The following is a 24,269-nucleotide window of genomic DNA, read 5'->3' as shown; positions in this document are numbered from 1 at the left end:
TGCAGTTGTTGTTGTAGCTGTTTTAGTTTTAGCTTCGAGTTCTGCATTTGCTAATACTGGTTGGTAACCGACGGTAGAGGTGGGGGAGATATAGATTTTTGTAGGGAGAGTCTCTCAGCGCAGCTATCTTAACACTGGTCTCCCCTAGCGAGAGTACTAAATTTATCCCAATCACACATAGCTCTAAATCCTTGTTTTGGTAAACTTGACTTCAAGGCAAGAGTGGTCTTCTTTTATGTGTTTTACTTGGTTATAGTCTTCCAAGTAGTGATTTAGCCATTTATTTGTTTCAACCAAGTCTTTAGGTTGATGAAAGTTATACATAAATTCCAAAGAATCTTTGACTGAGCGAAACAATCTTTCTACTTTTTCTTTAGCGCGAGCATCCTTTCTTTTGCCATCACTACCATCTGGCATATGAGTAATAATTTCTACATAGTGTTTCCAGGAAGAAGGTACGAAAATTTTCACTAGTTAGCTAAAGATGTGATATAGGCCTTAAATGCAGTTCGGGTTAAAATAGGGCGCATATCAGATAATTACTTTCGAGTTCAGGTTAAACTAAAAAACTGAGTATTACAGAACAAATATTGAGTAAAAAACTTTGATCTACCCAATTTTTTTGAGATATGAATATTTTTATTATACTTATGCAAAGATAAAATAAAGGAATGCTATAAATTGTGATGAATAATTTAAAAGAGTAGCTATTAATTATCAATGATAAAATCTGTTCTTTTGGCAATACTCCAAATATAGTCATAAATGTAATCACTGTAGAGGTGTCAATTAACAATGATATTGCTGTGCTACCATTATTTCTGATCCATAAATATCTGCCTTTAGTAATTTTACGTATCCACAGATATAATGAAATATCAACTGCTTGTGAAATATAACATGCTATAATAGACCCCATAAACGATACAGCATATAATCCAAAAACTTTATGAAACGTAGCTTGATCAATTTTAGACCAGGAACTTGCTGGTAGCAAATCCATACCAGCTATTATTATAGCTACTAATATATTCATTATTATTGCAAGCCTTACGCAAAAACGTGCTTTTTCTTTACCATAAAATTCAGCTAGTAAATCAGTTACTAAGAAAGTTAATGGATATAAAATTGCACCTACAGATAGCTCGAAAGCATGAAATGGTAAAATAACCCGAGCTGGAGATAAGAAATAGGATATACAAGAGAGCAAAAGCCTACTATAAAATAATTAAGACAAGTATATGGTAAGGAAATACTCTCAGAAATAGATTATATCAGAATATTTTGTGAAGTGGATGATTTTTGCAAAGGATTTGAAAGATGGTATGTAAAACAATTGATAAGTGATGGAATGGTAAAGAGAAAAAGGGGTTTACAAATGAAGTTATCAGAAATAATAACGATAATGATAAGCTATCACGCGTCAGGAATGGCGTGTTTCAAGCATTATTATTACTATTTAAAAACAGAACGTAAGAATTTATTCTTAAATATGGTTCATTATGATAGTTTTATCAGATATGTTAAAAATGCATTTTCATGCTTATTATGTATGTTTAAAGCTATTGAAGGAGGCATAACAGAGTATATGTTTATAGATGCAACACCAATGGCAGTATGCCATAATCTGAGGGAAAAAAGACATAAAGTTTTTAAAGGTATGGCAAAAAAAGGCAAGACATCTACAGGTTGGTTCTTTGGTTTAAAACTACATATACTGTTTAATACACATGGAGAAGTGGTTAGACTCGCGATTACTCCAGGAAATACCGATGATAGAGCGCCTGTTCCTGACATGCTAAAAGATATTTCTTGTAAACTCATTGGTGACAAGGGGTACCTTTCCAAAAAACTGTTCAATACTTTGTTTGAGCAGGGAACAACGCTGATTACAAAGATTAAGAAAAACATGAAAAACTGTCTGATGCATGTTAAGGATAAATTAATGCTTCAAAAGCGTTCGCTGGTTGAAACAATCTTCTCTTCTATGAAATCCCTAAGAACCCTTATCCACTCTAGACACAGATCTCCCATTAATGCTTTTTCCCATCTTTTAGCTGGATTAATAAATTATCAATTAAGACCAGATAAACCTGTTATTGATAAAAACTTATTCATTATTCCTTAAATGCAGTTGGGGTTATTTTAGCTGAAAGTATAGCAAAAACTGTTTTTTCCCTCTATTCATAAGTGGGATAAAATATTTAGCAATTAATGAAGGAAATATTGTATTAATCAAAAATAATCTTTGAAAATTTTGTAAGGTTATATCGTTTAATGAATTCTCAGGTATGATATTATCTTAGTGCAATATTCCTGAAGCTATTATAACTATATCTAAAGTTGAATTTTTTATAAGATTAGCAGCTTCAATGATAGTATTTTCGTCATTATAACTAATATAGTTTTGTATAACTTTATGATTATTGAAATTTGTTTCTGATCAAGAAAATAAAAATATTTGATTGATATTCTTGGTGCTTAAAAAATAGTTAATGAATTCTTTACCAACAGAACTGCTAGAGCTAAAAACTGCAACATTTACTAATTTATCAAACATGATTTAATTCAGTTCAGTTAAATCGGTAAAGCTATAGTGATTTTACGACATTAACAAGCATATATGTTGGTAGGCATTTTATACCTCTCACTACGATAACGTTACTATAGTTAAATTATCATTAATTAATCTCCATCATAATTTCATTGCGTCTCATAAATGATAGGATCCAAGGTGGATTATAAAATGCATATATTGGAGTTGATAAGCTCTGTATTTCATTTTCAAATATATACTTCTTGAGCTTCTCTAGTTTTATAATTCTCTCTATATTATAATCTTCTAAAATATCTGCATTTTCTTTTTTTATATCTAATTCTCTACAATGGTTCCTCTTGGTAGTTGCTTATCATGTAAATTAAGAGAATATTTACCTAAGCCATCAGATCCCCATACAAAAGTTTTTTTACTCCCTGCTTTAGTAGAATATACGGTAACTAAATCTGACACCATAAATACGGAATAAAAGCCAACACCAAATTGACCAATTAAATCTTTAATTCCATTTTTTTCATCTTTAAGGTTTTCTAAAAACTTTTGGGTTCCTGAATTTGCAATAGTACCAAGATTAGCAATCAAATCTTTATCATCCATTCCAATACCATTATCAGATACTATAATTGTATTTTTTTTCTTATCTATTTTGACTGTTATTTTTAAATCTATATCTTCTGCTAATAAACCTGGATCTTTTATCGCATCGTATTTAAGTTTATTGCAAGCATCGGAAGCATTGGAGATAAGTTCTCTTAAGAAAATATCTTTATTGGTATAAAGGCTTTTGGCCATTAACTGCAGAACTTTGCTAACATCTGCATTAAAATCAAAAACTTTTATATTTTCTATATTATCAGTCATCGTTTATATTATTACTTTATTCATAAAAATAATATAGCGGCTATTTTTTTGATTTCAATATTTTAAAACTGTGAGTACAAGATTGCTTTATGATTACTATCATTTGTTGTTAGTGGGGATATATGATATTAAACCATGCTCGTAGGCATCAACTTGCAAATCATGAGCTGCATTTCTGATATCAATTGTAAAGCCGTTGATAGTAATTAACCACATCATACGATCATTAATATCATAACCATCACCTACTTTAGATTTTGTATTTTGATCTTGATCTATGAACTGCAGATTCAATATTTTGCAGATGGAATTTGTTTTTTTATCTATATCAGTTTGCGTAGTTTGAAACCATGAAGCTAAGTTTTTGGAAGAAACTTGAAGCATCTCAGATTCGTGAGTTTTAGTAATAGTGTTAATTATTGCAGCAGCTAAAGTTTTTATATCACAATCTATTAAATTAGAAGGATTTTCCTTTGCTAATTTTGTTGTTAATTTTAGAGCCAAATTATAATACTTGTCATTCAGAGTCCTGTTACAAAATGAATTAATCATTTCAGTAACATTTAGAAAATTATTTTTAATTTGAGCTGGGATTTCTGATATTATATTTTTAAGCATGACTAGACTCCAAAGTATTAATACTAGAATTAATGCTAGCATTATATTTTAGTGAATTACAATTAATATAAACAATAATTTATAATTAAGTAATAAAAATATATAAAGAAAACTCTTATTTTTATCGTCATTAATGATTATATATTGCTTTGCTACTTTAAAGTCTCAGAGAATATATAAAGAATATAATATTGAATCTAGTTATTCATTTTATTATGACAAAAAATGGTATAATTTTGAGGTAAATAAAAAAAGTAAAAAATAAGTGTTATCTGATAATACAATAAATATATGGGAAGTAGATATAAATACCCAAAATTTTGATATAGCAAAACAACATATAGAAATACTATCTGATTTAGAATTAGAAAAAATGTATAAATTTAAATTTGCAAAGGATTATTCTGTATATTTAACATCACATGTAGCAATGAGATTATTAATATCAAAGTATAGTAATATAAAAGCAAAAGAAATAATTTATCAATATGGTGAGAATGGAAAACCATGGGTTTCTGAAGATGTGCAGTTTAACTTATCGCATGCACATAAAAAAGCACTTATAGGGTTTTATAGAAAAGATATAGGTGTGGACATAGAATATAAAAAAGAAATAGAAGACTATTGCGGTATAGGAGATTTAGTTTTTACAGAAAAAGAAAATGAATATATGAATGCTGGAAATAAAAAAGATAGGTTTTATGAATTATGGACAAGAAAAGAGGCAATAATAAAAGTAATAGGGGTAGGATTAACTGACGAAGTAAAGGATTTATCAGTAGGAACAAGGGAGCAGTTTTATAAAGGTAATCAAATATGGCAAATAAAGAAAATTAAATCAGATTTTGACTATATAGCACATGTTGCATATAAAAATGACAATGTTATTAATAATATTAAATTGTATAATTTTAGTTTTAGATGAATTAGAAAATTAAACAGCTAGTATGTAATAAATTATAATAATTTATCTGAAGTGGCTGAAGTGGGTATTTGCTTTGGGTAGTAGGGTGGTATAATAGAATTACAATGTTATTGTATATAAGTTATATTGAATTAAAGATAGATTTAAGATTAAAATGAAGAGTAAATTACTATCCTAATTAAATTTTGGGGAGTAGTGATGAATATGTGGGATATGTAAAGAAAACTAGGATAGTAACTTATGAGGTGGGATTGTATATGTATTATTTATATTGGTCAAATAATATTTAATAAATATTAGTAGTTATTTATAGATTTGTAGCTATTTATAGTTTTAATACATGGGTATTTATTTAATCTAGGCAATTTCTAAAAGTTTTATTATAAGTTTTTCTATACAGAGAGATATTTGATAGGTTAGGGATAACTTATTGGCCACAGGTTAATAAGTTAAGTTGAAAATTAGGTATAAATTATTTGGTATTTAAAAATTAAATATAGTTTTTTTTATATGCTTTATTATTAAAAAGTTACATGATATTAATCTAGAATAAACAAAAGAATGTATAGAAATAATAGTTTTAATTAAATGCAATACATCAATGGAACGTAAGTATATGAATTCTTTTTATAAACTGATAAGTTCATCAACTTCTTATTTTGACAATCAAAATAACGTTCTCAAAGCTTATTATATTGATACTTATTTAGGTTTAATGGTAGCTGTTGCTGATGAAAAGGTTCTATACATATTGGAGTTTTTTGATAAAAAATGTTTAGAATATGAGATAAAAAAACTATGTGTAAAAATAAAATCAGGCATTACTGTAGGGAAGACAGTACCAATTATTTCTATTGAGAAAGAGTTAGAATTATATTTTAAAGGTCGGTTGAGAGTGTTTAAAACCTCAGTATATCTTTTAGGTACCTCTTTCCAAAAAATAGTTTGGAATAATTTAAAAGATATTCCTTATGGAGAAACTATAAGTTACTTAGATCAAGCAAAAGTGATGAATAAGACATCAGCATGTCGAGCTGTTGCAAATGCTAATGGTGCAAACCAATTAGCGATTGTAATTCCATGCCATCGTGTCATTCGTAGAGATGGAAACTTAGGTGGTTATAGTGCTGGGATTCAACGTAAGCAATGGCTAATTGAGCATGAAAATAGCCAAAGAATAAGTTCTAATTAATAATTATTAATTATTTTTGATTATAGTTATGACGTCAGGTAATGATATTATTGGAGATATATAGATAGTTTTAACTATTTAGAAGATAACATATGATAAATTAAAATATAATTGAATTTCGATCACATAGGGACTAATCATTCAATAAGTGGTAATATAGACGTGCTCCACAGAGAGGGAGAAAAAGTATCTGATGTTTTATAATACTATTCAAAGTGAGTTTGTGTTGGATAAAAATAGTTATAGACTGGGGTGCAAAAACAATGGGAAAGACAGCTAAAAATATTGAAAGGAGCATGATCTTCTTGTTGTTGATGTGCATCTGCTAACCTAGATTCTGGATATGAACTGGCATACTCAGAAATGATATTGCAAATTTCATAAGGAAGAGCCGGTAGATTTTCTTCTGAAGTAGATATTTGTAAAAGAGTATTAGCTCTTACTTCAATATTGTGTTGTTGTAAACCTGATATTAATGAGTCAAATCTTAATTGCAAACCATGGTCTGGTAGTAAATCTCTAGAAGTTCTGTCATTTAAATCAGTAATACTTGCATCTATTCCTGAGTTAATTAGTAAATTAATAATTCTCAGATTATTATATTCTGCTGCATAGTGTAAGGCAGTACGTCCATTATAAGTTATATCATTAACATTTGTCCCGCTATCAAGTAGGTTATGAATAATATCTAAATTACCGTCTCTTGCAGCTCTATGTAGAGCAGGTAGTGCGGGAGAGTTTTCGTAACTATTACCACTACTCCCTCCATAAATATAGTCAGATCTGTAATCTTCGCGTATCATCATATATCTGTGCCCACCATATTGTGAAAAGGGGTGCGAATAATCATCATTATAACGTGGCATAATTTCGATCAAAGATAAAAAACTTTCATGAATGGTATTATAACATATTTTAAATGTTTAGGAAGAAATTATACAATATTATATATAACAAATTGTAGTGAAAAAAAATTAAACTAAGTTTGCTATAAAGATAATTTAATTAGGTATTATATAATTTGGTGGTTTAAAATTTGTATTTGAATATTTTAAGAACTTCAATAATAGGGGATTTTATTGTATATTTTTAAATAAAAAAGATGAATTAAATTATCAATGGGTATGGCTTAATAAAGATGTTAAAGGAAATCCTGAATATAGAACTAACACTATGAAGTAAATTGTATATTTAACTACTTAAAGCACTTAAGTTATATTGTTGCTCACTTGACAGAATTAGATTTATCAACTAGTTTTTTTAGAAAGATAACCATTTAATTTATAGCATTATGATCAATGAGTTAGTAAAAAGACTTAGTACTGGCAAGCATGAAGTGACAATAGGTAACAGAGAAGAGCCTTATAGCGAGATTAAGGAAAGGCTTGTTGATATGAAGTATATTCATATTACATTTCCAAATACAAAGGGAGGTACTGAACTAGGGATAAATGTTGATACAGATAGTTGCGATTTAAAAGATGCAGACTTTGAAAAAGGAGTTGGTAGTGTACACATAGAAGGCACTACTAATTTAAATTATTGTGATGTTAGATGTGTAGCGGATATTGATTTGAAAACTAAAAAAGGTCAAGGAGCCTTAGTAATAGTAAATAATTAAATAGTTATTCTCAAATCAAAAAATTAAAAAACAAAAGGAGGTAGTTAGTATTATGACTGAAGAACAAGAAGAGCATATATGCTTAATAAATGAAGAAGAGCAATATTCTTTATGGTTCGCATGGAAAAAAATTCCATTAGGCTGGAAGCAGGTGGGACCCAAAGGTAGTAAAGAAGAATGTTTGGCGTATATAGAAAAAGTATGGACTGATATGAGGCCTAAGAGTTTAAGAGAACAAATGGAAAAGGATGTTACAAATGATGAAACTAAACTGATAAATTAATTAGAGGTTTAGTCTTTTATAAGAATAGATATTATACCATTGTTAAATTTAGGTTCAAAATATGTAGAATGAGGAGGAAATAGTATGTGTTTATTTATCAATTTTTTTCCTATTATTCCTGGTATGTATAATATTAGATTTAAATCCTGAAAATTCAAATAAAAACTATTACAATTATTACTACTATAAGCTTTATATAGAGTCTCAGCTGGAGTACTATAATTTAATGATTGATGCGGTCTATTATAATTATACCAATATACCCACTTAGGAATATTGGACTTTAGATCTTCTACAGTATTCCACTGATACAAATAAGAACCTTCATATTTAAAGCTCTCCATAATCTTTCAATGTAAGCATTATCAGTGCACCTACCAATACCCGTCATGCTAATCTTAATTTTATAATGCGCTAAAGTTTTAACCCAAGATTCACTAGTAAATTGGCTGCCTTGATCGCTATTTAATATTAGAGGTGCGCCATACTTTAGTATGGCATCTTCTAATGCTGATTTGCAGCTTTCAGTGCATAAACTATTACTAAGCCTATAGCCTACAATCATCCTACTATACATATCTATTATTACTACTAAATACATAAAACCTTTTGTAGTCCTTAGATATGTTATATCAACCTGCCAAACTTGATGAGGCTTTATTAGTACTAAGCCCTTTAATAACCTCAGCATCCGTAAAGAAAGTCAAATAAAAAATTTAGGCAATAGTAAAATTATCATCCCAAAAAGAGTTATTTTTAATAACAGCGTGCATAAAAGCAAGAAGCTTACGCATAACAGCAACAAAAGCTACTTTAGGTGGTTTGTGGTTAACAATTAAATGATCGTAAAAAGATTTAAGTTTAGGATTGTGCCTAAGAGAAGCTACGGCAGCCATATAAAGAACTTTACGTAGATGGCCTCTACCTGCGAATATAGATCTCCTTCCCATAAATTTTCCACTATCTCTAGTGAAAGGAGTAAGCCCTATTAAGGAAGTAAGTTTAGTAAATGCTATGTTTCCTAACTCTGGAGCTTGGCATATAACAGAAGTAGCAAGCACAGTGCCCACTGCAGGTATAGATATAAGCCTATCCATTTTATCTTTAATTTCTTTGTCATCTTTGCATAAAACTTTTATATGCGCATTAACTGATTTAATCTTTTCTTCTAAGTAGGAAATATGTTGGTTTATAGATTTTTTAGTGTAATTATCCTGCTCTGTTTCTAATCTGCAAATTTCCTGATTTTTCATCAATATTAACTGCTCCCTTCTTTTTGTTAAGCTAACTAATTTTTCTTCTGCAGTAGATTTATAATTTTGTTTTGGTTGCAAGGAAAAATTATTTGCAAATTCAGAAATTAACTTACAATCTAGTTTATCTGTTTTAGCTAGTAGACTAGTAGCTTTTGCATAATTCCTAACCTTGTTTGGGTGAACTATAATAAACTTGATTCCTTTTTTAAAACAACATTTTTCTAATTCTTTTTCGTAACCACCAGTTGGTTCAAAAACCATTACAAAATCTTTATAATTTTTATAATGATTTTTTAAGTACTTGAGCAAAAGTAGAAATCCTTTATTATCGTTTGGTACTTTATATACGTTATTTGTAGTAGGAATATAGCACTCTAAAGATGCTTTACCTACATCAACTCCAATATAATTTGGCATAATGTTCCTCCTAATATATAGTTAAATAAGGTATGCTACATACTACTCATACACAGGATTTATTCCTATGACATCCGTTCGTAGTCATATCTATTAAAGGATGGATATATGCTGAGGTTCAATGTCTTATCTATATAAGCATTTGTTCGAGTTACATTTTATCCATCCCTTATTTACTATTAGTCTTAAATTACTTTTTTAATAGCTTTTTTATTGTATGAGTAACTTTAGAGCAGATATTTTGAGAGGTTCAATGGTGTAAGCAGCAAGAGCGGCAAGCAAGTGAGATAGAGCGTTAATAATTGAGCGATGTCTAGTATGCCATATTTGATAATGATGTTTTAGGTGATCAAATACGGTTTCAATAATACAGCGTTGATTTAGTAGCTGCTTTTCCAATGCAGTTATGGGATCTTTATCTTTCATATTCTTGCGTTTTCTAGTAATAAGTTTTAGCGCTCCTTCCATTAGTTCTTCTGATAATTTTTTACCGATATAGCCCTTATCTCCAAAATCCACCCCCTTTAATTTTGAAAGAAGTGGATAGGCAGCTTTCACATCGCTGACATTTCCCTTTGTAATTTTGAAGGCAATTAATTGCCCTTCATTGTTTATAACTAAATGTAATTTTAAGCCAAAAAACCATCCTACGGATGTTTTTCCATACTCAGATGTTCCATTAAATACTTTATGTCTTTTACTCCTCTTTAAATGGCATACTGGTAAGCAAGTTCCATCAATATAATAAATCCCACTTTTCTTACCATTTTTAATAGCACTGTACATTGTAAGCGCCATAATACTATACTTTACAAGCTCAATAAATCTATTGTAACTTGGCAATTTAGGGAAATGGTGCTTCCAATACGTTGCTAAAAATGTAGTGTAAAATGCTTTAAAATTCCTAAACTTACTCAGCTGAAACAATATCATTATCGTAACTACTTCACTCTCTGAAAGTATTGGCTTTGGACCCCGTTTTGCTGTTTTGTTTTTATCTTCAATCAGCCCATTCTCAACATATCCATCTAGTTCCTTGCAAAAGTTATCAATATCACAATATATTGATATTATTTGGGTTTCTGGTATCATATCTATTCATTATAAGTTTTCTACTTGCCATGATATCATTTATTGTGGCAATTATGAAACTCCGAACTCATACAATAAAAAAGCTATTAAAAAAGTAATTTAAGACTAATAGTAAATAAGGGATGGATAAAATGTAACTCGAACAAATGCTTATATAGATAAGACATTGAACCTCAGCATATATCCATCCTTTAATAGATATGACTACAAACGGATGTCATAGGAATAAATCCTGTGTATGAGTATGTAGCATACCTTATTTAACTATATATTAGGAGGAACATTATGCCAAATTATATTGGAGTTGATGTAGGTAAAGCATCTTTAGAGTGCTATATTCCTACTACAAATAACGTATATAAAGTACCAAACGATAATAAAGGATTTCTACTTTTGCTCAAGTACTTAAAAAATCATTATAAAAATTATAAAGATTTTGTAATGGTTTTTGAACCAACTGGTGGTTACGAAAAAGAATTAGAAAAATGTTGTTTTAAAAAAGGAATCAAGTTTATTATAGTTCACCCAAACAAGGTTAGGAATTATGCAAAAGCTACTAGTCTACTAGCTAAAACAGATAAACTAGATTGTAAGTTAATTTCTGAATTTGCAAATAATTTTTCCTTGCAACCAAAACAAAATTATAAATCTACTGCAGAAGAAAAATTAGTTAGCTTAACAAAAAGAAGGGAGCAGTTAATATTGATGAAAAATCAGGAAATTTGCAGATTAGAAACAGAGCAGGATAATTACACTAAAAAATCTATAAACCAACATATTTCCTACTTAGAAGAAAAGATTAAATCAGTTAATGCGCATATAAAAGTTTTATGCAAAGATGACAAAGAAATTAAAGATAAAATGGATAGGCTTATATCTATACCTGCAGTGGGCACTGTGCTTGCTACTTCTGTTATATGCCAAGCTCCAGAGTTAGGAAACATAGCATTTACTAAACTTACTTCCTTAATAGGGCTTGCTCCTTTCACTAGAGATAGTGGAAAATTTATGGGAAGGAGATCTATATTCGCAGGTAGAGGCCATCTACGTAAAGTTCTTTATATGGCTGCCGTAGCTTCTCTTAGGCACAATCCTAAACTTAAATCTTTTTACGATCATTTAATTGTTAACCACAAACCACCTAAAGTAGCTTTTGTTGCTGTTATGCGTAAGCTTCTTGCTTTTATGCACGCTGTTATTAAAAATAACTCTTTTTGGGATGATAATTTTACTATTGCCTAAATTTTTTATTTGACTTTCTTTACGGATGCTGAGGTTTTAATAAATATGGAAATACTGTATGTTCCTTATTTTTAATGCTAGTATTAGGTCTTGGATATATGGCATATAAATCCATTTCTCTCATTAATCTTTGCACTCTCTTATGATTTTACTTCTATATTCTCTCTTGCCAACATTGCTGTTATCCTACGATACCCATATATGGGATATGATGAGTATATTTCAGCTATCTTATTGCTCAATACAAAGTTTTCACTTTTATCTGATTCCTCATAGTATATCATCGACCTATTTATTTTTAAAAGCTCACTTTGCCTCCTCACGCTCAGTTGTTGATGTTCTGTATTTATCATTTTACGCCTCTTTATAACATCAACTTTGATGAGGCTTGTTGCAAAAAATCATTTTCTACTTTTAACCTTCCTATCGTTGCATGTAATTTCTCCATATTACCATTATTATACGCCTGCACTGGCTGATTGCCTTTTTTATATACTTCAGGACCATTGTCTATTAGCTGCTTTTTCCATTTACTCAAAACTGATCTTGGTACTTGATATTTTGAAATTATTTCGGCAATTGTTAAATCTCCTTTTATCATTTAGCTTCGCTGTTTTCAACGGCTATTGCAACTCTGAATTTAAACTCTTTTGTGCAACTTTTTTGTTTACTCATAATCTTTACCAATATTTTATTACATTATTTATATATTTTTATATTAAAAATGTCTCTCTTATATTGGTCTGATTTTTTTTGGTCACTTCAATTATCAGTCAATCTTAATGATCTTAAACCAAATCTTGCAAGACAAGGCTATGATTTCTCTGTGCTTTGTAATCGGCTGAGCGCTGGACGCAAAGAAATTAGATTATATTTAAATGGAAAATTGGCAAAAGTAGGTCAGAAGAAATAAGTAAAGATATTTACAAATTAGGCATAGTAATTTAATGCAACTTTATAAGCTTTATTCGCATTTAATTCGGTCTCAAAAAATTCTTGTTTGCAGTTCCATGTGTTTATGATTGTAGGTCGATACACCCAGTTATAACGGCCTACTACCAAATTTCTGTTCGTCTCAGCCTTACTTTGCCGTCGGCTTCCTTTCAGCCAACAACTCCTCACGAAGTTAACCTTGCCTCAGCTAATGGACCGCTCTATATCAGCCCATGAGAGACTTGAATCCTCTACTCTTACCTCATGCCCGGCGCACATAATTCCCCGTATTTCTGTCTTCATCTATAGAATGTTGCAAGTCTTATCCCTAATTTCCTACATGCTTCTTCTATTGATAATCCACTGTCTACCTTGTGTAGTGTCAGTGCTAATGCTATTTATTCTTCTTTAAATTTTATCTTTTTCAGAAAAACCTCTTTTTTGTTATTTATACTTTTTATGAGATTTTTATCATTATTTTCTATCTCTTTTTCCGGTAGTAGAGCAATATCAGAATTTATCCTGTATCACCTGCCAAGCTTTTTTTGGAGCACCTATGACAGTAGGAAGAAGATCGTTTTTATATACTTATTAAATTTAAGTATTTATATTAATTTATTTAATTGACATAATATTTAAAATATTTTACTTTTTGTAAAATAATAAAAAAAAGTGGGGGTACAAAAATTTATAAGGGCTAAATTGCATGGTATACGAGTAACAGATGCAAATTTAAATTATCATGGATCTATTACTTTAGATCCAGAGCAGTGTAAATTAGTTGGCATAATGCCTTTAGAATTTGTTGATGTGTGGAATAAAAATGGTGGTGCTAGGATATCGACTTATGTTATTTTTGGTCCAGCTGGATCAAAGTGTTGTGTATTAAATGGTGCAGCGGCAAGAACATGTCAAGTTGGTGATGAGGTGATTTTGGTTGCAAGTGAATATAGTGATTCGTCTAATCTTCTAAAACTGAAGCCAAAAATTATAACCTATAAAGATAATAATGAAGTGGATGAAGTTTTATATTATGATGTAGATCAGGACAGTAAAGGTGATATGAAATTTGAAATAAAAAAATGTCTCTCTTTTTGATTCATTGTTGGTCTGACTCATTGGGGTCACTTCAGGAAGATGCAGAATAAAATTCATTATGGATGGAAATTTCTTTAAATATATTTAGTGTTAGATTTATAAATAGGACTTTATAACCAAAAAATAGTATATTTTATGTAGTGTGGAAACCTGATTAGCTATTCTTTCTGAATTACTAAACCCTTTAAGAAGTCATTAAGTAAATCTAAGCTTTTATAAATTCTCCCGAGATTTTTTCCTATTAAGGAGTTGACTTGTATTGCGAAAGAGGTAAATTATTGGGTAAATTGTGATAAATACCTACTATAAATGAATTATTTACAATCAAAAATTCGTCTAATAAGCCAATACTTGTATTATAGAGATAAAAACTTTAATTTTCTGATTTCGTTGAATATTTTTATTTAAATTAATAATAGTTTAATTGCAAATAGAATGGCAAACTATTTTTTTATAGCAACAATATAAAATTTAGCATTAAAATGTTTGTCCAATACTTAAATATAATCGATATTTTGTATTTAAATTAGCATTTTTACTTAATGGGAATGCTATGTCTAATCTTAAAAAACCAAAATTAATATAATAATGCAAACCTATTCCAGACCTTAAATTTAGGCTTTTGTTAAAATTTGGAAAAGTTGTAAGCTCATATTTTTTATTAATATCCATATGTGGCTCTGTAGAAAATTTAATAAATGAGCGCCCTACTTGAGGTTTATTTTTTTGATTTATTAGTCCTACTGATTGATAACTGTATCCTTGTATAGAGCTTTTTCCGCCTGTAAAAAATTTTTCTGTTATTGGTATAGATTTTATGTTGGTATCAATAATAAAACCTGTGGCTATTCGATAAGCAAGAGTAGGTTTTTTTGTTATGTTAAAAAATTGATAAAAAGTGCCATTAAAACAATTTTTTATATGACTACTTTTTTTGTTAATAGTATTAATAGTTGGTTTGGTTTCGAGATGAAAAGTTTTGCTTTTTTTAGGATTTAAAATATTGTCTCGGTTATAGTATGAAATAAAAATAGGAAATGAAAATTGTGCAGATCTTTGAGTTAAATTTTGATTTTTCATTTTTTCATAATTAGATTTGATTCCCAAGTTTATAGTAATTTTATTACTTGGTTCTTGTTCAATATTTGCTTTAATATTGAATTCTTTTGTATAATATGCCTTGCTTTCCCTTTTTTTATATTAGAGTCTGTCCTTGGTCGGTTGTTTTTTTTACTCAAGAAGGGTTTAGCTAATTTAATATTAAGCTTTTTTTCTTTTTTTGATGAAGTCAATAAATCAGATGATTTTTCTCCACAAGATAAAAAATTACTATGGTTACAGTGTGGAGTTATTCCCAATCCAAAGTCAGAATTATAATTAATACCAAACTTTCTTGAAAGATGTGGATATTCTTTAACATGGAAAATAATGGATACCTGATTATTTCTTGGGATCTTAGATGGTAAAATAACATTAACTTCTGAAAATAAGCCGCTTTTTTGTAGTCTTGTTTTAGCTTGATGAATTTTTGAACGTTTAAAACAATCTCCTTTTTTATGTTTATGAGCTTATATAAATAGAGTTCTATAATAGTTATATGTCCTATAAAAGTAATATCTCCAAAATTTACTTTTGTTTGAACGTTAATATAATATATAATATTGATTTGCTTTTTAAAATTATCTAATATGGCTTTGTGTTGAATGCTGTAATTATAAAAATAATTATATTGTTCTATCCATTTATGTAGTATCTTTTCATCTTCAATGACTACTAAAGTTAAGGTTGGGTTCATTTTTTTTACTGTATAATAATTTGATCGGTAGAGTATTAGCATTTTTATCATTAGAAATTAGTTTTATTTTTCCAAAGCGATATTGTTTTTTTGGTGAACTTTAAAAACTAATATTTTTTTGTCTTGTATTATATCAGCTTTAATTTCTACTTGATAATATCCCAGTGATTTTAATATCTTCTCAATATAAAGTTGATCATACTCTAAATGATGATTAATGTTATGAATATATTGTGTTGAAATAGGTTGTAATTTATCTGATGTGTAACTAATTGGATGATCATGAGGGCATCTTTGAATAATAATTTTGTAGTAATTATCATCTAATGATTCTTAGTTTATGTATAATGAAATGTCAACAAATAGTAACAAAGTAATTATAATCACCTTACATAACAAAAAAGCAATTTTGCTGATGGTGCTATTCACTCTTATAAATTGGTGTTTAGTGAGTTTAAGTAAATCTACCCTAACTGTATTAATTACATGTAAAGATAAAAAATTCAAGTATTATACAGTAAATAAGTAAATATTTTTAATTCATTAATTAGATTTGATTACTAAGTTGAACTTAAATTAAGTAATAAAAAAAGAAAATTTTTATTATAAATATTTATAATTGAAGTTAATAATTTATTAATTTAGACGTCAGAGGCGAAGAAATATTTATCAGAAATACATATTGCATAAGTGTAAGTCAAGAGCTTAGTTTAAGTAAGTATTTTAGATTAAGGTATATAATCAATTTATTTTGATTGTTCTATTTTTTATCCCATAAAAAATATTGTAGTAAAGCTTTATATCTTTTGTTTTTTTCTACTATTTAATTTTAAAAATTATAGAAGCTAATAAAATCTTTGTTAGTTTTATCTCTTTTATATGTAGCAACAAGGTAAATAATTTTGAATTTTTGGAAAAAATGCAATGTTAGTTTATTATTAATTAACAAGTTTTTAAGGGTTTGAAGAGTAATAACATAACAAACAAAATTTATTTTATAATTATAAAATGATGTATAACAAGAAGAAAATGATAGTTAATAAATTTTAGTAGCTAGTCACTTTAGATGATTAGGTTTGTTTGAAAGTTGATGAAATATTGCTAACTATTCAAAATAAAACTCATTATTTAGAACATCATAAGAAATATATAACTTATGATACATGATTACAGTCAAGTAAATATCCTTGATTGAATAAAGTTTTTATGATTTTTATATTTATAAATATCTCTTGTAACATATGTGCGTTTCAACCATCTATCATGGCCATCAAAATTAGCTTTAAAAGCCTCTCTTCCATGTATACATTGAAGATTATCAAGTATAAGCAACTCTCCTTTTTTCAGAACTAATTTTTTTAATGAATTGTTAATCTTTTTAATCAATGCTTTAAGAGCTATAGTTTTTTTAGAAGCATCATTATCAGAAAATTTTTCCATAAAATATGGGTCAATCCTAATAAAAGGTTTTTTTCGATCACCAGAAAGCACAGGGTATTTGTAATATGGTGTAGAATTGTTAGGATTATGAGAATCAACCATTTTAAAAGTGTACTTATATTTGAATAAAATATCAAAAATTTCATCAGTTAAGTCGATTGAGTTAATAGATAAGTAATGAGTGTGAATTAGCTGATTATTTCTTAAACAGAAGAGTGTAATATAATCGGGAGGTAATGGATGGAAAGCTTCTTCAGTATGCCAATGGATTGTCTGAAGTGAAGATGTAGATGCTTGCTTATTTTTATCATTATATAGAGGTACTATATCATGAATAAGGCGGCCCATTTGTTCATTTTCCCAGCCAAATATTTCTCCTAATAATGATCCCAGTAGTAATAATAAAATATCTTCTGCTTCCGTACTTTGTAAATGTTGCGTATGAGAAATAGATGAAGGCGTTAATCCTATGTTACTAATAGGTAAATTAGATATAATGCATCCTCTTTCTTTTTGATTTAATGATACTTTATATTTATAAATGAATTCTAGTAACCTCTTAGGCAACTCATGTGCAATTGATAATACGTTATTTAAAAAATTACCAGTAAAATCAAGATATTCTAGGCTAATTTTATTAATGAAAACTTTTAAGTATTTAGATTCACTAGGGCTTAAAGTAAATTTTTCAACACACATTATTATAACCTACCACTTATTATTTAAGCACTAGCACGTTATCCTAGGATAGTCAATTGAAATTAATAAGCAAAAAAAAGAAAAATCTTATACAAGGCACTGTAGTGCATCTAAATTATTTTTTCCCATAAAAGAGGTGGTCCTAAAAAACTGGACAGGAAGTAAAGGATAAATTCTGATATAAAAAGTAATAAATATCAGAGGAACAAATGGGAACAAAGAAAAAATACAGCCCAGTATTCAAAACGAAAGTAGCGCTATCAGTAATTAGAGAAGAAGGGACATTGAGCGAGCTATTAGGGAGGTATGGAGTCAATGCTAATATGATCAGTAAGTGGAAGAAGCAAGCGTTAGATAATATGAACAGTGCATTTACTGGTAAACATGAAAGGGGTGAAGTACCAAATTAACATCAAATAAAACAACTGCATGCAAAAATAGGGGAATTAACAGTAGAAAAGGATTTTTTGCAAGATGTATACGAAAAACTAGGAAGAAATGGAGGCTTGAGATTATTAAGAGCAACCAAGATAAATTGAGTATATCAAAACAATGCCAGTTACTCTCAATAGCAAGATCAAGCTGTTATTACAATCCTAAAGGTGAAGGTTCAGAAAATCTAGAGCTCATGAAAAAATAGATGAGATATATAAAACATTCATTTTATGGCTCTAGACAAATGAGTTTGCATTTAAAAAATGAGGGTAGTTTTGCTTCTAGACATAAGATAAGAAGGTTGATGAGAATAATGGTAATAAGAGCTATATATCAAAAACCCAATACTAGTAAAAAATAGTTAGCACAAAATATATCCATATTTATTAAGTAATAAAGTCATCAGTAAAGCGAATAAAGTCTGGTGCACTGATATCACTTATATACCGATGAACAGAGGCTTTATGTAATTAGTGGCTATAATGGATTGGGCTTTTAGAAAAGTGTTGTCATGGGGATTATCAAATACCCTAGATACTTCTTTTTGCTTAGATGCATTAGAAGAAGCGATATATCTATATGGCAAACCAGATATCTTTAACACAGATCAAGGCAGTCAATTTACCAGTAATGACTTTACTGACATCTTAAAAAGCCATATTATAAAAATATTTATGGATGGCAAAGGATGCTGGATGGATAACGTTTTTATTGAAAGATTATGGAGATCTATTAAATATGAATGCATATATTATCTATATTAACAGCCTTTTTAGCTGCTTTTGTTGTAACTTTAAATTTAATCCTTCTTTTAGAAAAAATATTATTTTTCCTCATCAGCCTGGCTACTTTTTTATGATTTATATCCTCCATGTTTTCTTTGAGTTCCACATGCACCCTATGATACCCATATGTCATTCTTGATGATTTATGAATATTTTTTATTTTTTCTACTATTTTCATATCTCTTTTTTTATTTGTTTTTCTTTTGCACCAATCGTAATAGCAATTTTCTTTTACTTCTAACGCTCTACATAAATCGTTAATTTTGTAATTACCACTGTGGCTATCTATAAATGCATACTTTACCTTTGTGGATTTGCAAAATATGCCAGCGCCTTTTTTAATATATCTCGTTCTATTTGTAGTTTTTTTATCTCCTTCTCTAAAATCCTTTTTTACTTATCTATAGCATTCATATTGCCATTCCCTGGGAACGCTATACTTGCAGATAATGTTTCTTCTAACCTCTTTTTCCATTTACTAATTGAATCTACACTTACACCAAGACTTTTAGCTGCCTGAGTCAAGCTATATGCTCTTTCAGTTACCAACTTTACTGCCTCTACTTTAAATTCTTCGTTATATCTTTTTCTTGTATTGTTACTCATTTTTACAACTCCTTTTTTAGTTATTTTACTTTATTAGAGTTGCTTAACTTTTACTCTTGTTTTTGGGGTTCACTTCATCTCTTTGCAATAACCCTCAAAATCCTTCATGAATTCATAACCCCCCATCGACTTGTATAGACATAATTTTAAATGGACGTTTCCTAGCTGTAGTACTTTTGGCATTAAAATAAAGATTGCCATATACCACCAAATTTTCTCGTTTAATTTTCAATACTAGATGTTTGTTAATTCTCCACTCCTTATATCCTACTATATATATTCTTCAGTATCGAATAAGTAATGTTAATGGTTCACTATATCCAAGAATTTACTTTGTAGACATTTATAAATTCTTTCATGATGAAAAAATTTAATCACACTTTTTTATAGCATTTATATAATAATTCAGTATATATTCTGAGTTTAATTGTGGTCTATCTGGATAAAATAAGAAGCTCGAACCAAGTATAAAAAAAGATCTCAACTTTACAAAAAAGTTTATAGTTTCAATATCATTTTTAGCAATTGTATTTATTGCAGAATATCCTTCCAGAAATTCCTTCATACATCTTTCAACAAAATCTGCTTTATGCGAATGAAGTAAATCCCATTTTAAAACCGCCAATTCATAAGCATAATATCCATATCCACATAATTCAAAATCTATCAATGTAATTTTTTAGAAGTTTTAGAAGAAGTATTATATAAATGATTACCCGCATGTACATCGCCATGAATTAAATTTAATTGCCCATCATTTAATTCATAATTCTCCACTCGTGTTTTAAGAGATAAATATACGTTATATAAATCATTCTTTATCTTTGCAGTTGGAAGTTCAACATGTTGATCTATATCGTACCAAGCTTTCTCTAAAAATAATTTCGCATCTAATTTTCTTAAACAATCAGAATTTAATTTAAATTTCGACGCTAATCTATGGAATTCTGCAATAGTAGATCCTATGATATGGCCAACATTGCCTTTTAAAAAAATCTTGATAATGTATTTGCTTTTTGCTGTTGATAATGAAAATATATCGTTACTACCACCAAATTTCAAAGGCACACAAGAAGTAATATCTTGGAAAGCGTACCTGTTCTTTATCTCTTGAGATATATATTTTGAATCTATAAAGGATCTTAGTATCATCGCGTTATTTTTCATAAAATCAACAATGTTATTAATTATTCCATATTGCCAAACAATACATATAGTGTTAGGGTAGTTGGTATGTGGTACGTGTGTCAATTTATAATTTCAATTTTATATACCCACCACAAGTTATAATAAAGTAGTGAATATTTTATAAATTCTGGAAAAATGGTATTAGTTTGTGCTACTACTTCATCTGACAAATCCAATATTGAAAAATTAGTATGTGATTCAGAATTAAATTTTGTCAAATTAAACACCAAAAAAGATGTCAGATATTATTAATACCCAGTTTAGAATAGAATACTTCCAAGAAGGACTGCAAAAAATGAATAATATACTAAATGAACCTATCAAGATAATTCGAGATGTTTTGTTTAAAGCAAAAATTTCTGAAAATTCAAACTATTTTATAAATATCAAAAACTATGATAATAATCTAACTTTTATCGCTAAGTTTTATGCATCCATAGCGAATCTTAGTAAAGCTAATATACAATTAAAAATCTCAAAATCCAGCAATCTCAATATTTTTGAATAACATTTATTAGACATACCATGAGCATTATTAAAGATTACAACTATATTTACCAATTTATCGATGAAAATTCTCATATAATTACACCTACTATATTTGCTCTGGCTGGAGGAGTAACCTTTGGTATACCTGGAGCTGCTATGGGATTTAGTTCTAATATTATAGATTACCAACTATCTTCAAGAAACATTACACAAGAAAATTATTTTAGTAGATTTTTCATTGGATTTACTTGGAGTTATACAATCAGTCCATCACTCTCTATTGCACATCATATATGTGCAATAGAGAATGCAGAAACACTAAATGCTGGTATCAAATATGCTATAGCAAGTATTGCTACTATAGGAGGAGTTTTAGCAACAACTGAAGAAGCAAGGCAGTTGGCTGATCAGCACAATATAAGCTACCAGCATTTTATTAGGTTTTCCAAAGGATTGGTATATGGTGCCTTTATTGGAAAAACAATCGGAGTTTTTGAACAAATTATTTTAAAATCTGCACCGCATTTGTTCTCAAACTCTGGGATGATCAGCGCAATATTGAGTAATACACTGATTACCTATGCTATAGGCATAACTATAGGTATGTTATTAGTAAATAATGAAGATAATATGAATTTAAATTTTAAACCATTAAATTTAGCTCAAGATCTATATTCATCATATAATTTAATAATAGATCCGATACAACTAAAAAGTAGTATTTACGAACATGTAGAAGCAATATTAACATCTCAAATATTAATACAGTATTCTATGATACAAATCCAAAATTTTAAAAAAGACATATTATATAATTATGAGCATTTACCTGAAAGTCCAGATTATTTTCCAAAGCTACAATCAACTTGTATTCAATTATTTTTTTTATCGATACCATTTACTTTATTCGAATTAAGCTCAAAAATTCTTAAAAGTTACTACTCAACTAAGTTATATTGCAAAATTGATGACAGCTTAAGAAATACTTTATTTACAAATGATACAGCTTGGCGATTAGCCTCAGACGAAAATTCTACAGTATTAATAGATAATCTGAGTAAAGATTCAAGAACTATTTCATATGATGGAGCTATATTGATTGCTGATTTGGTATCAAAAACTACTAAAGGTGTTTATGGCTTTAGCTTATTAATAGAGAATTCTTCTGATATCTTAATGTGCTCAATTTTGTGGAATCAATTAACTAAGTACATAACTCAACTTATTTCTGATAAACAATTAGAATTAAGCTCAAAGATAAAACAACAGGAATCATTGATATCAACAACTATAAAATACGATTTACAAAATATACAAATTATCAATGAAAGAGATGGTATTCATTATACTAAAGGTAGATTAGGTGAATTATATGATACATTGAGAGTATATGAGTTGGAAAAAGACCAAATTTCAATAACTCTTGATATGTGGGAATATTTTACTTCAATCTCAAATTTTGTTTATAATGATTATATTATAGCTTTTAAAATAAATGCGGGGCAAATTGATTTTGATAGTAGAGCTAATATGCATTATGCTAGTTGGCAAGCCTTAGGTATATTATCTTGGGGAGAGAAAAAAATTCGAGAAATTGAAAAAATATATGGTTCTCTTGAAAGAATAAACCTATTTTTAGAAAAAAGTTCAGATACTTCTGAACAATATTGTAAAAATACTATTCAAAGAATAACATTAGAAAATGGAGACACCAGTTTTGTCTTATCTAAAATTAGCATCTCTATCAAAAATAAATTATTACTTACAATTGACCATCTTACTTTAAATCCTGGAACAACATATGCATTAAGTGGCTCTACTGGTTCTGGAAAATCTAGCTTACTCAAAAAGCTAGCAGGAAAAGAACAAGATTCTATATGTGGTGAAGGAACTATATATTACCCTATTAATTCAAAAATAGTGATGGTAAGTCAAAAAGATTATTTTCCATTAAATGTTACTTTGCTAGAAGCAATATTTTATCCTGATAGTGTTGATTATTCAAGAACAGAAGAAATACAAAAATTATTAAAAAAAGTAAAGTTAACTCATTATGATCTAGAGAAAGTCGAAAATTGGTTTGAAGTACTCAGCGGAGGACAGATAAAAATACTACTTATATTATCTGCAATAATCAAATATCCTGATTTACTTATATTAGATGAGGCATTCAATGGCTTAGATAAAGAAGATTCTATCAGAAATATCCAAAATCTAATACAAACTTACTTGCCTAACAATGCTGTAGTTATTTCTATAGATCATGCTATCCAAAAAAATAATGAAACGGGATTTTATAAATCATTACTAAAAATATCAAATGGTCAAATATATAGTGACGAAATATCATCATCTCTTGATTTCTCAAATATCATTGCAGAACAATTTTGTCCTTTAAATCACACAGACATAGATCAAGCAATTTTTTTACCTCAAGATATTTGTTTTAACTAAATTATGGGTGTAATTACAAATATAGGTGAATGCGGCATTAGGAATTCTAGACGCTTCATGTAAAGGGAGGTATAAGAAATATTTTTTAAAGTGCATTACCTCAATTTATAGCAAAATTAATTATTTTATACTGTTAATTCATAATAACCTATGTTTTTATATCCTCTAAATAACCGATAATTAGGGTATTTATAAAAATACATTATTTTTAATAACTGCCGTACTTATCGTATAATAACTTATTTAACGATAACATATTTTATTTATGCAGCTTTGTTGTATA

The 24,269-nt window shown here is 28.6% G+C and carries 31 protein-coding genes and 1 pseudogene; 13 read left to right on the top strand and 19 right to left on the bottom strand.

From position 1 onward, the window contains the following. Positions 1-183 precede the first annotated feature (183 nt). Together N3Z17_RS04375 and N3Z17_RS04370 are read right to left on the bottom strand one after the other, a co-directional pair. Complete coding sequence (locus N3Z17_RS04375) at positions 184-417, bottom strand: hypothetical protein (RefSeq protein WP_282471517.1); 234 nt, start codon at positions 415-417, stop codon at positions 184-186. A 139-nt stretch (positions 418-556) separates the two neighbouring features. Continuing rightward, the gene (locus N3Z17_RS04370; protein WP_282471516.1) at positions 557-1,210 is read right to left on the bottom strand and encodes a queuosine precursor transporter; all 654 of its coding nucleotides are present in this window, start codon (positions 1,208-1,210) and stop codon (positions 557-559) included. Positions 1,211-1,291: 81 nt separating this feature from the next. On the opposite strand from N3Z17_RS04370, the gene N3Z17_RS04365 reads away from it, so the two are divergent. Further along, the gene (locus N3Z17_RS04365) at positions 1,292-2,128 is read left to right on the top strand and encodes an IS982 family transposase (protein ID WP_282471515.1); all 837 of its coding nucleotides are present in this window, start codon (positions 1,292-1,294) and stop codon (positions 2,126-2,128) included. A gap of 744 nt (positions 2,129-2,872) precedes the next feature. On the opposite strand, the gene N3Z17_RS04360 is transcribed toward N3Z17_RS04365, so the two are convergent. Then, complete coding sequence (locus N3Z17_RS04360; RefSeq protein WP_282471514.1) at positions 2,873-3,418, bottom strand: ATP-binding protein; 546 nt, start codon at positions 3,416-3,418, stop codon at positions 2,873-2,875. 99 nt (positions 3,419-3,517) lie between these two features. After that, entirely contained in the window at positions 3,518-4,036 is a 519-nt protein-coding gene (locus N3Z17_RS04355) for a DUF6398 domain-containing protein (protein WP_282471513.1), read from the bottom strand. A gap of 265 nt (positions 4,037-4,301) precedes the next feature. On the opposite strand from N3Z17_RS04355, the gene N3Z17_RS04350 reads away from it, so the two are divergent. Both N3Z17_RS04350 and N3Z17_RS04345 read left to right on the top strand, forming a co-directional pair. After that, positions 4,302-4,961, top strand: coding sequence for a 4'-phosphopantetheinyl transferase family protein (locus tag N3Z17_RS04350; RefSeq protein WP_282471512.1), 660 nt, complete (start codon positions 4,302-4,304; stop codon positions 4,959-4,961). Positions 4,962-5,676: 715 nt separating this feature from the next. Beyond that, positions 5,677-6,153, top strand: a complete 477-nt coding sequence (locus tag N3Z17_RS04345; RefSeq protein WP_282472635.1) for a methylated-DNA--[protein]-cysteine S-methyltransferase — start codon at positions 5,677-5,679, stop codon at positions 6,151-6,153. A gap of 206 nt (positions 6,154-6,359) precedes the next feature. Here the strand turns inward: N3Z17_RS04345 and N3Z17_RS04340 are convergent, their stop codons facing one another. Further along, on the bottom strand, positions 6,360-7,019 hold the full coding sequence (locus N3Z17_RS04340) for an ankyrin repeat domain-containing protein (RefSeq protein ID WP_282471511.1): 660 nt from the start codon (positions 7,017-7,019) through the stop codon (positions 6,360-6,362). Positions 7,020-7,444: 425 nt separating this feature from the next. On the opposite strand from N3Z17_RS04340, the gene N3Z17_RS04335 reads away from it, so the two are divergent. After that, on the top strand, positions 7,445-7,774 hold the full coding sequence (locus N3Z17_RS04335) for a hypothetical protein (protein WP_282471510.1): 330 nt from the start codon (positions 7,445-7,447) through the stop codon (positions 7,772-7,774). Between the two features lie 52 nt (positions 7,775-7,826). Further along, positions 7,827-8,057 (top strand): MbtH family protein, encoded by a 231-nt coding sequence (locus N3Z17_RS04330; RefSeq protein ID WP_282471509.1) that lies wholly within the window; start codon positions 7,827-7,829, stop codon positions 8,055-8,057. An 8-nt stretch (positions 8,058-8,065) separates the two neighbouring features. Here N3Z17_RS04330 and N3Z17_RS07655 read toward each other — a convergent pair whose 3' ends face one another. The 4 genes from N3Z17_RS07655 to N3Z17_RS04315 all read right to left on the bottom strand — a co-directional run bounded on the left by N3Z17_RS07655 (position 8,066) and on the right by N3Z17_RS04315 (position 10,822). Further along, positions 8,066-8,401 (bottom strand): integrase core domain-containing protein, encoded by a 336-nt coding sequence (locus tag N3Z17_RS07655; protein ID WP_410519578.1) that lies wholly within the window; start codon positions 8,399-8,401, stop codon positions 8,066-8,068. After that, on the bottom strand, positions 8,350-8,748 hold the full coding sequence (locus N3Z17_RS04325; protein ID WP_282471508.1) for a DDE-type integrase/transposase/recombinase: 399 nt from the start codon (positions 8,746-8,748) through the stop codon (positions 8,350-8,352). Before N3Z17_RS04325 ends, N3Z17_RS07655 begins: the two co-directional genes overlap by 52 nt. A 25-nt stretch (positions 8,749-8,773) precedes the next feature. Further along, positions 8,774-9,730, bottom strand: a complete 957-nt coding sequence (locus N3Z17_RS04320) for an IS110 family RNA-guided transposase (protein WP_282471507.1) — start codon at positions 9,728-9,730, stop codon at positions 8,774-8,776. A 210-nt stretch (positions 9,731-9,940) separates the two neighbouring features. Next, entirely contained in the window at positions 9,941-10,822 is an 882-nt protein-coding gene (locus N3Z17_RS04315; RefSeq protein ID WP_282471506.1) for an IS982 family transposase, read from the bottom strand. Positions 10,823-11,107: 285 nt separating this feature from the next. On the opposite strand from N3Z17_RS04315, the gene N3Z17_RS04310 reads away from it, so the two are divergent. Then, positions 11,108-12,064, top strand: a complete 957-nt coding sequence (locus N3Z17_RS04310) for an IS110 family RNA-guided transposase (protein ID WP_282471505.1) — start codon at positions 11,108-11,110, stop codon at positions 12,062-12,064. A 19-nt stretch (positions 12,065-12,083) separates the two neighbouring features. Here the strand turns inward: N3Z17_RS04310 and N3Z17_RS07595 are convergent, their stop codons facing one another. The 3 genes from N3Z17_RS07595 to N3Z17_RS04300 are packed head-to-tail and all read right to left on the bottom strand — an operon-like array spanning position 12,084 to position 12,665. Further along, complete coding sequence (locus N3Z17_RS07595; RefSeq protein ID WP_345799025.1) at positions 12,084-12,200, bottom strand: hypothetical protein; 117 nt, start codon at positions 12,198-12,200, stop codon at positions 12,084-12,086. Between the two features lie 4 nt (positions 12,201-12,204). Next, positions 12,205-12,417 (bottom strand): IS3 family transposase, encoded by a 213-nt coding sequence (locus N3Z17_RS04305; RefSeq protein ID WP_282471504.1) that lies wholly within the window; start codon positions 12,415-12,417, stop codon positions 12,205-12,207. 11 nt (positions 12,418-12,428) lie between these two features. Beyond that, complete coding sequence (locus tag N3Z17_RS04300; RefSeq protein WP_282471460.1) at positions 12,429-12,665, bottom strand: hypothetical protein; 237 nt, start codon at positions 12,663-12,665, stop codon at positions 12,429-12,431. 123 nt (positions 12,666-12,788) lie between these two features. Here N3Z17_RS04300 and N3Z17_RS04295 point away from each other — a divergent pair, with 123 nt between their 5' ends. Both N3Z17_RS04295 and panD read left to right on the top strand, forming a co-directional pair. Next, positions 12,789-12,977, top strand: a complete 189-nt coding sequence (locus N3Z17_RS04295) for a hypothetical protein (RefSeq protein WP_282471503.1) — start codon at positions 12,789-12,791, stop codon at positions 12,975-12,977. A gap of 692 nt (positions 12,978-13,669) precedes the next feature. Then, entirely contained in the window at positions 13,670-14,095 is a 426-nt protein-coding gene (gene panD / locus N3Z17_RS04290) for an aspartate 1-decarboxylase (RefSeq protein ID WP_282471502.1), read from the top strand. Between the two features lie 477 nt (positions 14,096-14,572). Here the strand turns inward: panD and N3Z17_RS04285 are convergent. The 3 genes and pseudogenes from N3Z17_RS04285 to N3Z17_RS04275 all read right to left on the bottom strand — a co-directional run. Further along, a pseudogene (locus N3Z17_RS04285) lies at positions 14,573-15,277 on the bottom strand (BamA/TamA family outer membrane protein); the annotation flags it as partial. Further along, positions 15,205-15,621 (bottom strand): hypothetical protein, encoded by a 417-nt coding sequence (locus N3Z17_RS07650; RefSeq protein WP_410519603.1) that lies wholly within the window; start codon positions 15,619-15,621, stop codon positions 15,205-15,207. The gene N3Z17_RS07650 and the pseudogene N3Z17_RS04285, both read right to left, overlap by 73 nt. A gap of 1,442 nt (positions 15,622-17,063) precedes the next feature. Beyond that, the gene (locus tag N3Z17_RS04275; protein WP_282471500.1) at positions 17,064-18,029 is read right to left on the bottom strand and encodes a TauD/TfdA family dioxygenase; all 966 of its coding nucleotides are present in this window, start codon (positions 18,027-18,029) and stop codon (positions 17,064-17,066) included. A gap of 209 nt (positions 18,030-18,238) precedes the next feature. On the opposite strand from N3Z17_RS04275, the gene N3Z17_RS04270 reads away from it, so the two are divergent. From N3Z17_RS04270 to N3Z17_RS04260, 3 genes are all read left to right on the top strand, one after another. Continuing rightward, positions 18,239-18,439 (top strand): transposase, encoded by a 201-nt coding sequence (locus N3Z17_RS04270; RefSeq protein WP_282471499.1) that lies wholly within the window; start codon positions 18,239-18,241, stop codon positions 18,437-18,439. Between the two features lie 230 nt (positions 18,440-18,669). Further along, on the top strand, positions 18,670-18,825 hold the full coding sequence (locus tag N3Z17_RS04265; protein WP_282471498.1) for an IS3 family transposase: 156 nt from the start codon (positions 18,670-18,672) through the stop codon (positions 18,823-18,825). Positions 18,826-18,946: 121 nt separating this feature from the next. Next, on the top strand, positions 18,947-19,228 hold the full coding sequence (locus N3Z17_RS04260) for a DDE-type integrase/transposase/recombinase (RefSeq protein WP_282472634.1): 282 nt from the start codon (positions 18,947-18,949) through the stop codon (positions 19,226-19,228). Here N3Z17_RS04260 and N3Z17_RS04255 read toward each other — a convergent pair. The 4 genes from N3Z17_RS04255 to N3Z17_RS04240 all read right to left on the bottom strand — a co-directional run bounded on the left by N3Z17_RS04255 (position 19,197) and on the right by N3Z17_RS04240 (position 21,022). After that, positions 19,197-19,427 (bottom strand): IS3 family transposase, encoded by a 231-nt coding sequence (locus tag N3Z17_RS04255; protein WP_282471497.1) that lies wholly within the window; start codon positions 19,425-19,427, stop codon positions 19,197-19,199. The genes N3Z17_RS04260 and N3Z17_RS04255 overlap by 32 nt on opposite strands. 215 nt (positions 19,428-19,642) lie before the next feature. After that, on the bottom strand, positions 19,643-19,855 hold the full coding sequence (locus tag N3Z17_RS04250; RefSeq protein ID WP_282471496.1) for a transposase: 213 nt from the start codon (positions 19,853-19,855) through the stop codon (positions 19,643-19,645). 370 nt (positions 19,856-20,225) lie between these two features. Further along, positions 20,226-20,525 (bottom strand): protein kinase family protein, encoded by a 300-nt coding sequence (locus N3Z17_RS04245; protein WP_282471495.1) that lies wholly within the window; start codon positions 20,523-20,525, stop codon positions 20,226-20,228. After that, positions 20,522-21,022, bottom strand: a complete 501-nt coding sequence (locus tag N3Z17_RS04240) for a hypothetical protein (RefSeq protein WP_282471494.1) — start codon at positions 21,020-21,022, stop codon at positions 20,522-20,524. Before N3Z17_RS04240 ends, N3Z17_RS04245 begins: the two co-directional genes overlap by 4 nt. A 256-nt stretch (positions 21,023-21,278) precedes the next feature. On the opposite strand from N3Z17_RS04240, the gene N3Z17_RS04235 reads away from it, so the two are divergent. Continuing rightward, on the top strand, positions 21,279-21,551 hold the full coding sequence (locus N3Z17_RS04235) for a hypothetical protein (RefSeq protein ID WP_282471493.1): 273 nt from the start codon (positions 21,279-21,281) through the stop codon (positions 21,549-21,551). A 17-nt stretch (positions 21,552-21,568) separates the two neighbouring features. Continuing rightward, positions 21,569-23,986, top strand: a complete 2,418-nt coding sequence (locus tag N3Z17_RS04230) for an ATP-binding cassette domain-containing protein (protein ID WP_282471492.1) — start codon at positions 21,569-21,571, stop codon at positions 23,984-23,986. Positions 23,987-24,269 lie beyond the last annotated feature (283 nt).

This window comes from Candidatus Bandiella numerosa (assembly GCF_029981845.1).
Classification (GTDB): domain Bacteria; phylum Pseudomonadota; class Alphaproteobacteria; order Rickettsiales; family Midichloriaceae; genus Aquirickettsia; species Aquirickettsia numerosa.
This window is presented reverse-complemented; position numbering and strand designations above follow the sequence as displayed.

Excerpts from the sequence above, each read along its gene's own strand:
- N3Z17_RS04375 (WP_282471517.1), bottom strand. The coding sequence starts at position 417 with ATGCCAGATGGTAGTGATGGCAAAAGAAAGGATGCTCGCGCTAAAGAA.
- N3Z17_RS04360 (WP_282471514.1), bottom strand. The coding sequence starts at position 3,418 with ATGACTGATAATATAGAAAATATAAAAGTTTTTGATTTTAATGCAGAT.
- N3Z17_RS04355 (WP_282471513.1), bottom strand. The coding sequence starts at position 4,036 with ATGCTTAAAAATATAATATCAGAAATCCCAGCTCAAATTAAAAATAAT.
- N3Z17_RS04345 (WP_282472635.1), top strand. The coding sequence starts at position 5,677 with ATGGTAGCTGTTGCTGATGAAAAGGTTCTATACATATTGGAGTTTTTT.
- N3Z17_RS04340 (WP_282471511.1), bottom strand. The coding sequence starts at position 7,019 with ATGCCACGTTATAATGATGATTATTCGCACCCCTTTTCACAATATGGT.
- N3Z17_RS04335 (WP_282471510.1), top strand. The coding sequence starts at position 7,445 with ATGATCAATGAGTTAGTAAAAAGACTTAGTACTGGCAAGCATGAAGTG.
- N3Z17_RS04330 (WP_282471509.1), top strand. The coding sequence starts at position 7,827 with ATGACTGAAGAACAAGAAGAGCATATATGCTTAATAAATGAAGAAGAG.
- N3Z17_RS07655 (WP_410519578.1), bottom strand. The coding sequence starts at position 8,401 with ATGGAGAGCTTTAAATATGAAGGTTCTTATTTGTATCAGTGGAATACT.
- N3Z17_RS04325 (WP_282471508.1), bottom strand. The coding sequence starts at position 8,748 with ATGCTGAGGTTATTAAAGGGCTTAGTACTAATAAAGCCTCATCAAGTT.
- N3Z17_RS04320 (WP_282471507.1), bottom strand. The coding sequence starts at position 9,730 with ATGCCAAATTATATTGGAGTTGATGTAGGTAAAGCATCTTTAGAGTGC.
- N3Z17_RS04315 (WP_282471506.1), bottom strand. The coding sequence starts at position 10,822 with ATGATACCAGAAACCCAAATAATATCAATATATTGTGATATTGATAAC.
- N3Z17_RS04310 (WP_282471505.1), top strand. The coding sequence starts at position 11,108 with ATGCCAAATTATATTGGAGTTGATGTAGGTAAAGCATCTTTAGAGTGC.
- N3Z17_RS04305 (WP_282471504.1), bottom strand. The coding sequence starts at position 12,417 with ATGATAAATACAGAACATCAACAACTGAGCGTGAGGAGGCAAAGTGAG.
- N3Z17_RS04300 (WP_282471460.1), bottom strand. The coding sequence starts at position 12,665 with ATGATAAAAGGAGATTTAACAATTGCCGAAATAATTTCAAAATATCAA.
- N3Z17_RS04295 (WP_282471503.1), top strand. The coding sequence starts at position 12,789 with ATGTCTCTCTTATATTGGTCTGATTTTTTTTGGTCACTTCAATTATCA.
- N3Z17_RS04275 (WP_282471500.1), bottom strand. The coding sequence starts at position 18,029 with ATGTGTGTTGAAAAATTTACTTTAAGCCCTAGTGAATCTAAATACTTA.
- N3Z17_RS04270 (WP_282471499.1), top strand. The coding sequence starts at position 18,239 with ATGGGAACAAAGAAAAAATACAGCCCAGTATTCAAAACGAAAGTAGCG.
- N3Z17_RS04265 (WP_282471498.1), top strand. The coding sequence starts at position 18,670 with ATGAGATATATAAAACATTCATTTTATGGCTCTAGACAAATGAGTTTG.
- N3Z17_RS04260 (WP_282472634.1), top strand. The coding sequence starts at position 18,947 with ATGGATTGGGCTTTTAGAAAAGTGTTGTCATGGGGATTATCAAATACC.
- N3Z17_RS04255 (WP_282471497.1), bottom strand. The coding sequence starts at position 19,427 with ATGAAAATAGTAGAAAAAATAAAAAATATTCATAAATCATCAAGAATG.
- N3Z17_RS04250 (WP_282471496.1), bottom strand. The coding sequence starts at position 19,855 with ATGAGTAACAATACAAGAAAAAGATATAACGAAGAATTTAAAGTAGAG.
- N3Z17_RS04240 (WP_282471494.1), bottom strand. The coding sequence starts at position 21,022 with ATGAAAAATAACGCGATGATACTAAGATCCTTTATAGATTCAAAATAT.
- N3Z17_RS04235 (WP_282471493.1), top strand. The coding sequence starts at position 21,279 with ATGTCAGATATTATTAATACCCAGTTTAGAATAGAATACTTCCAAGAA.
- N3Z17_RS04230 (WP_282471492.1), top strand. The coding sequence starts at position 21,569 with ATGAGCATTATTAAAGATTACAACTATATTTACCAATTTATCGATGAA.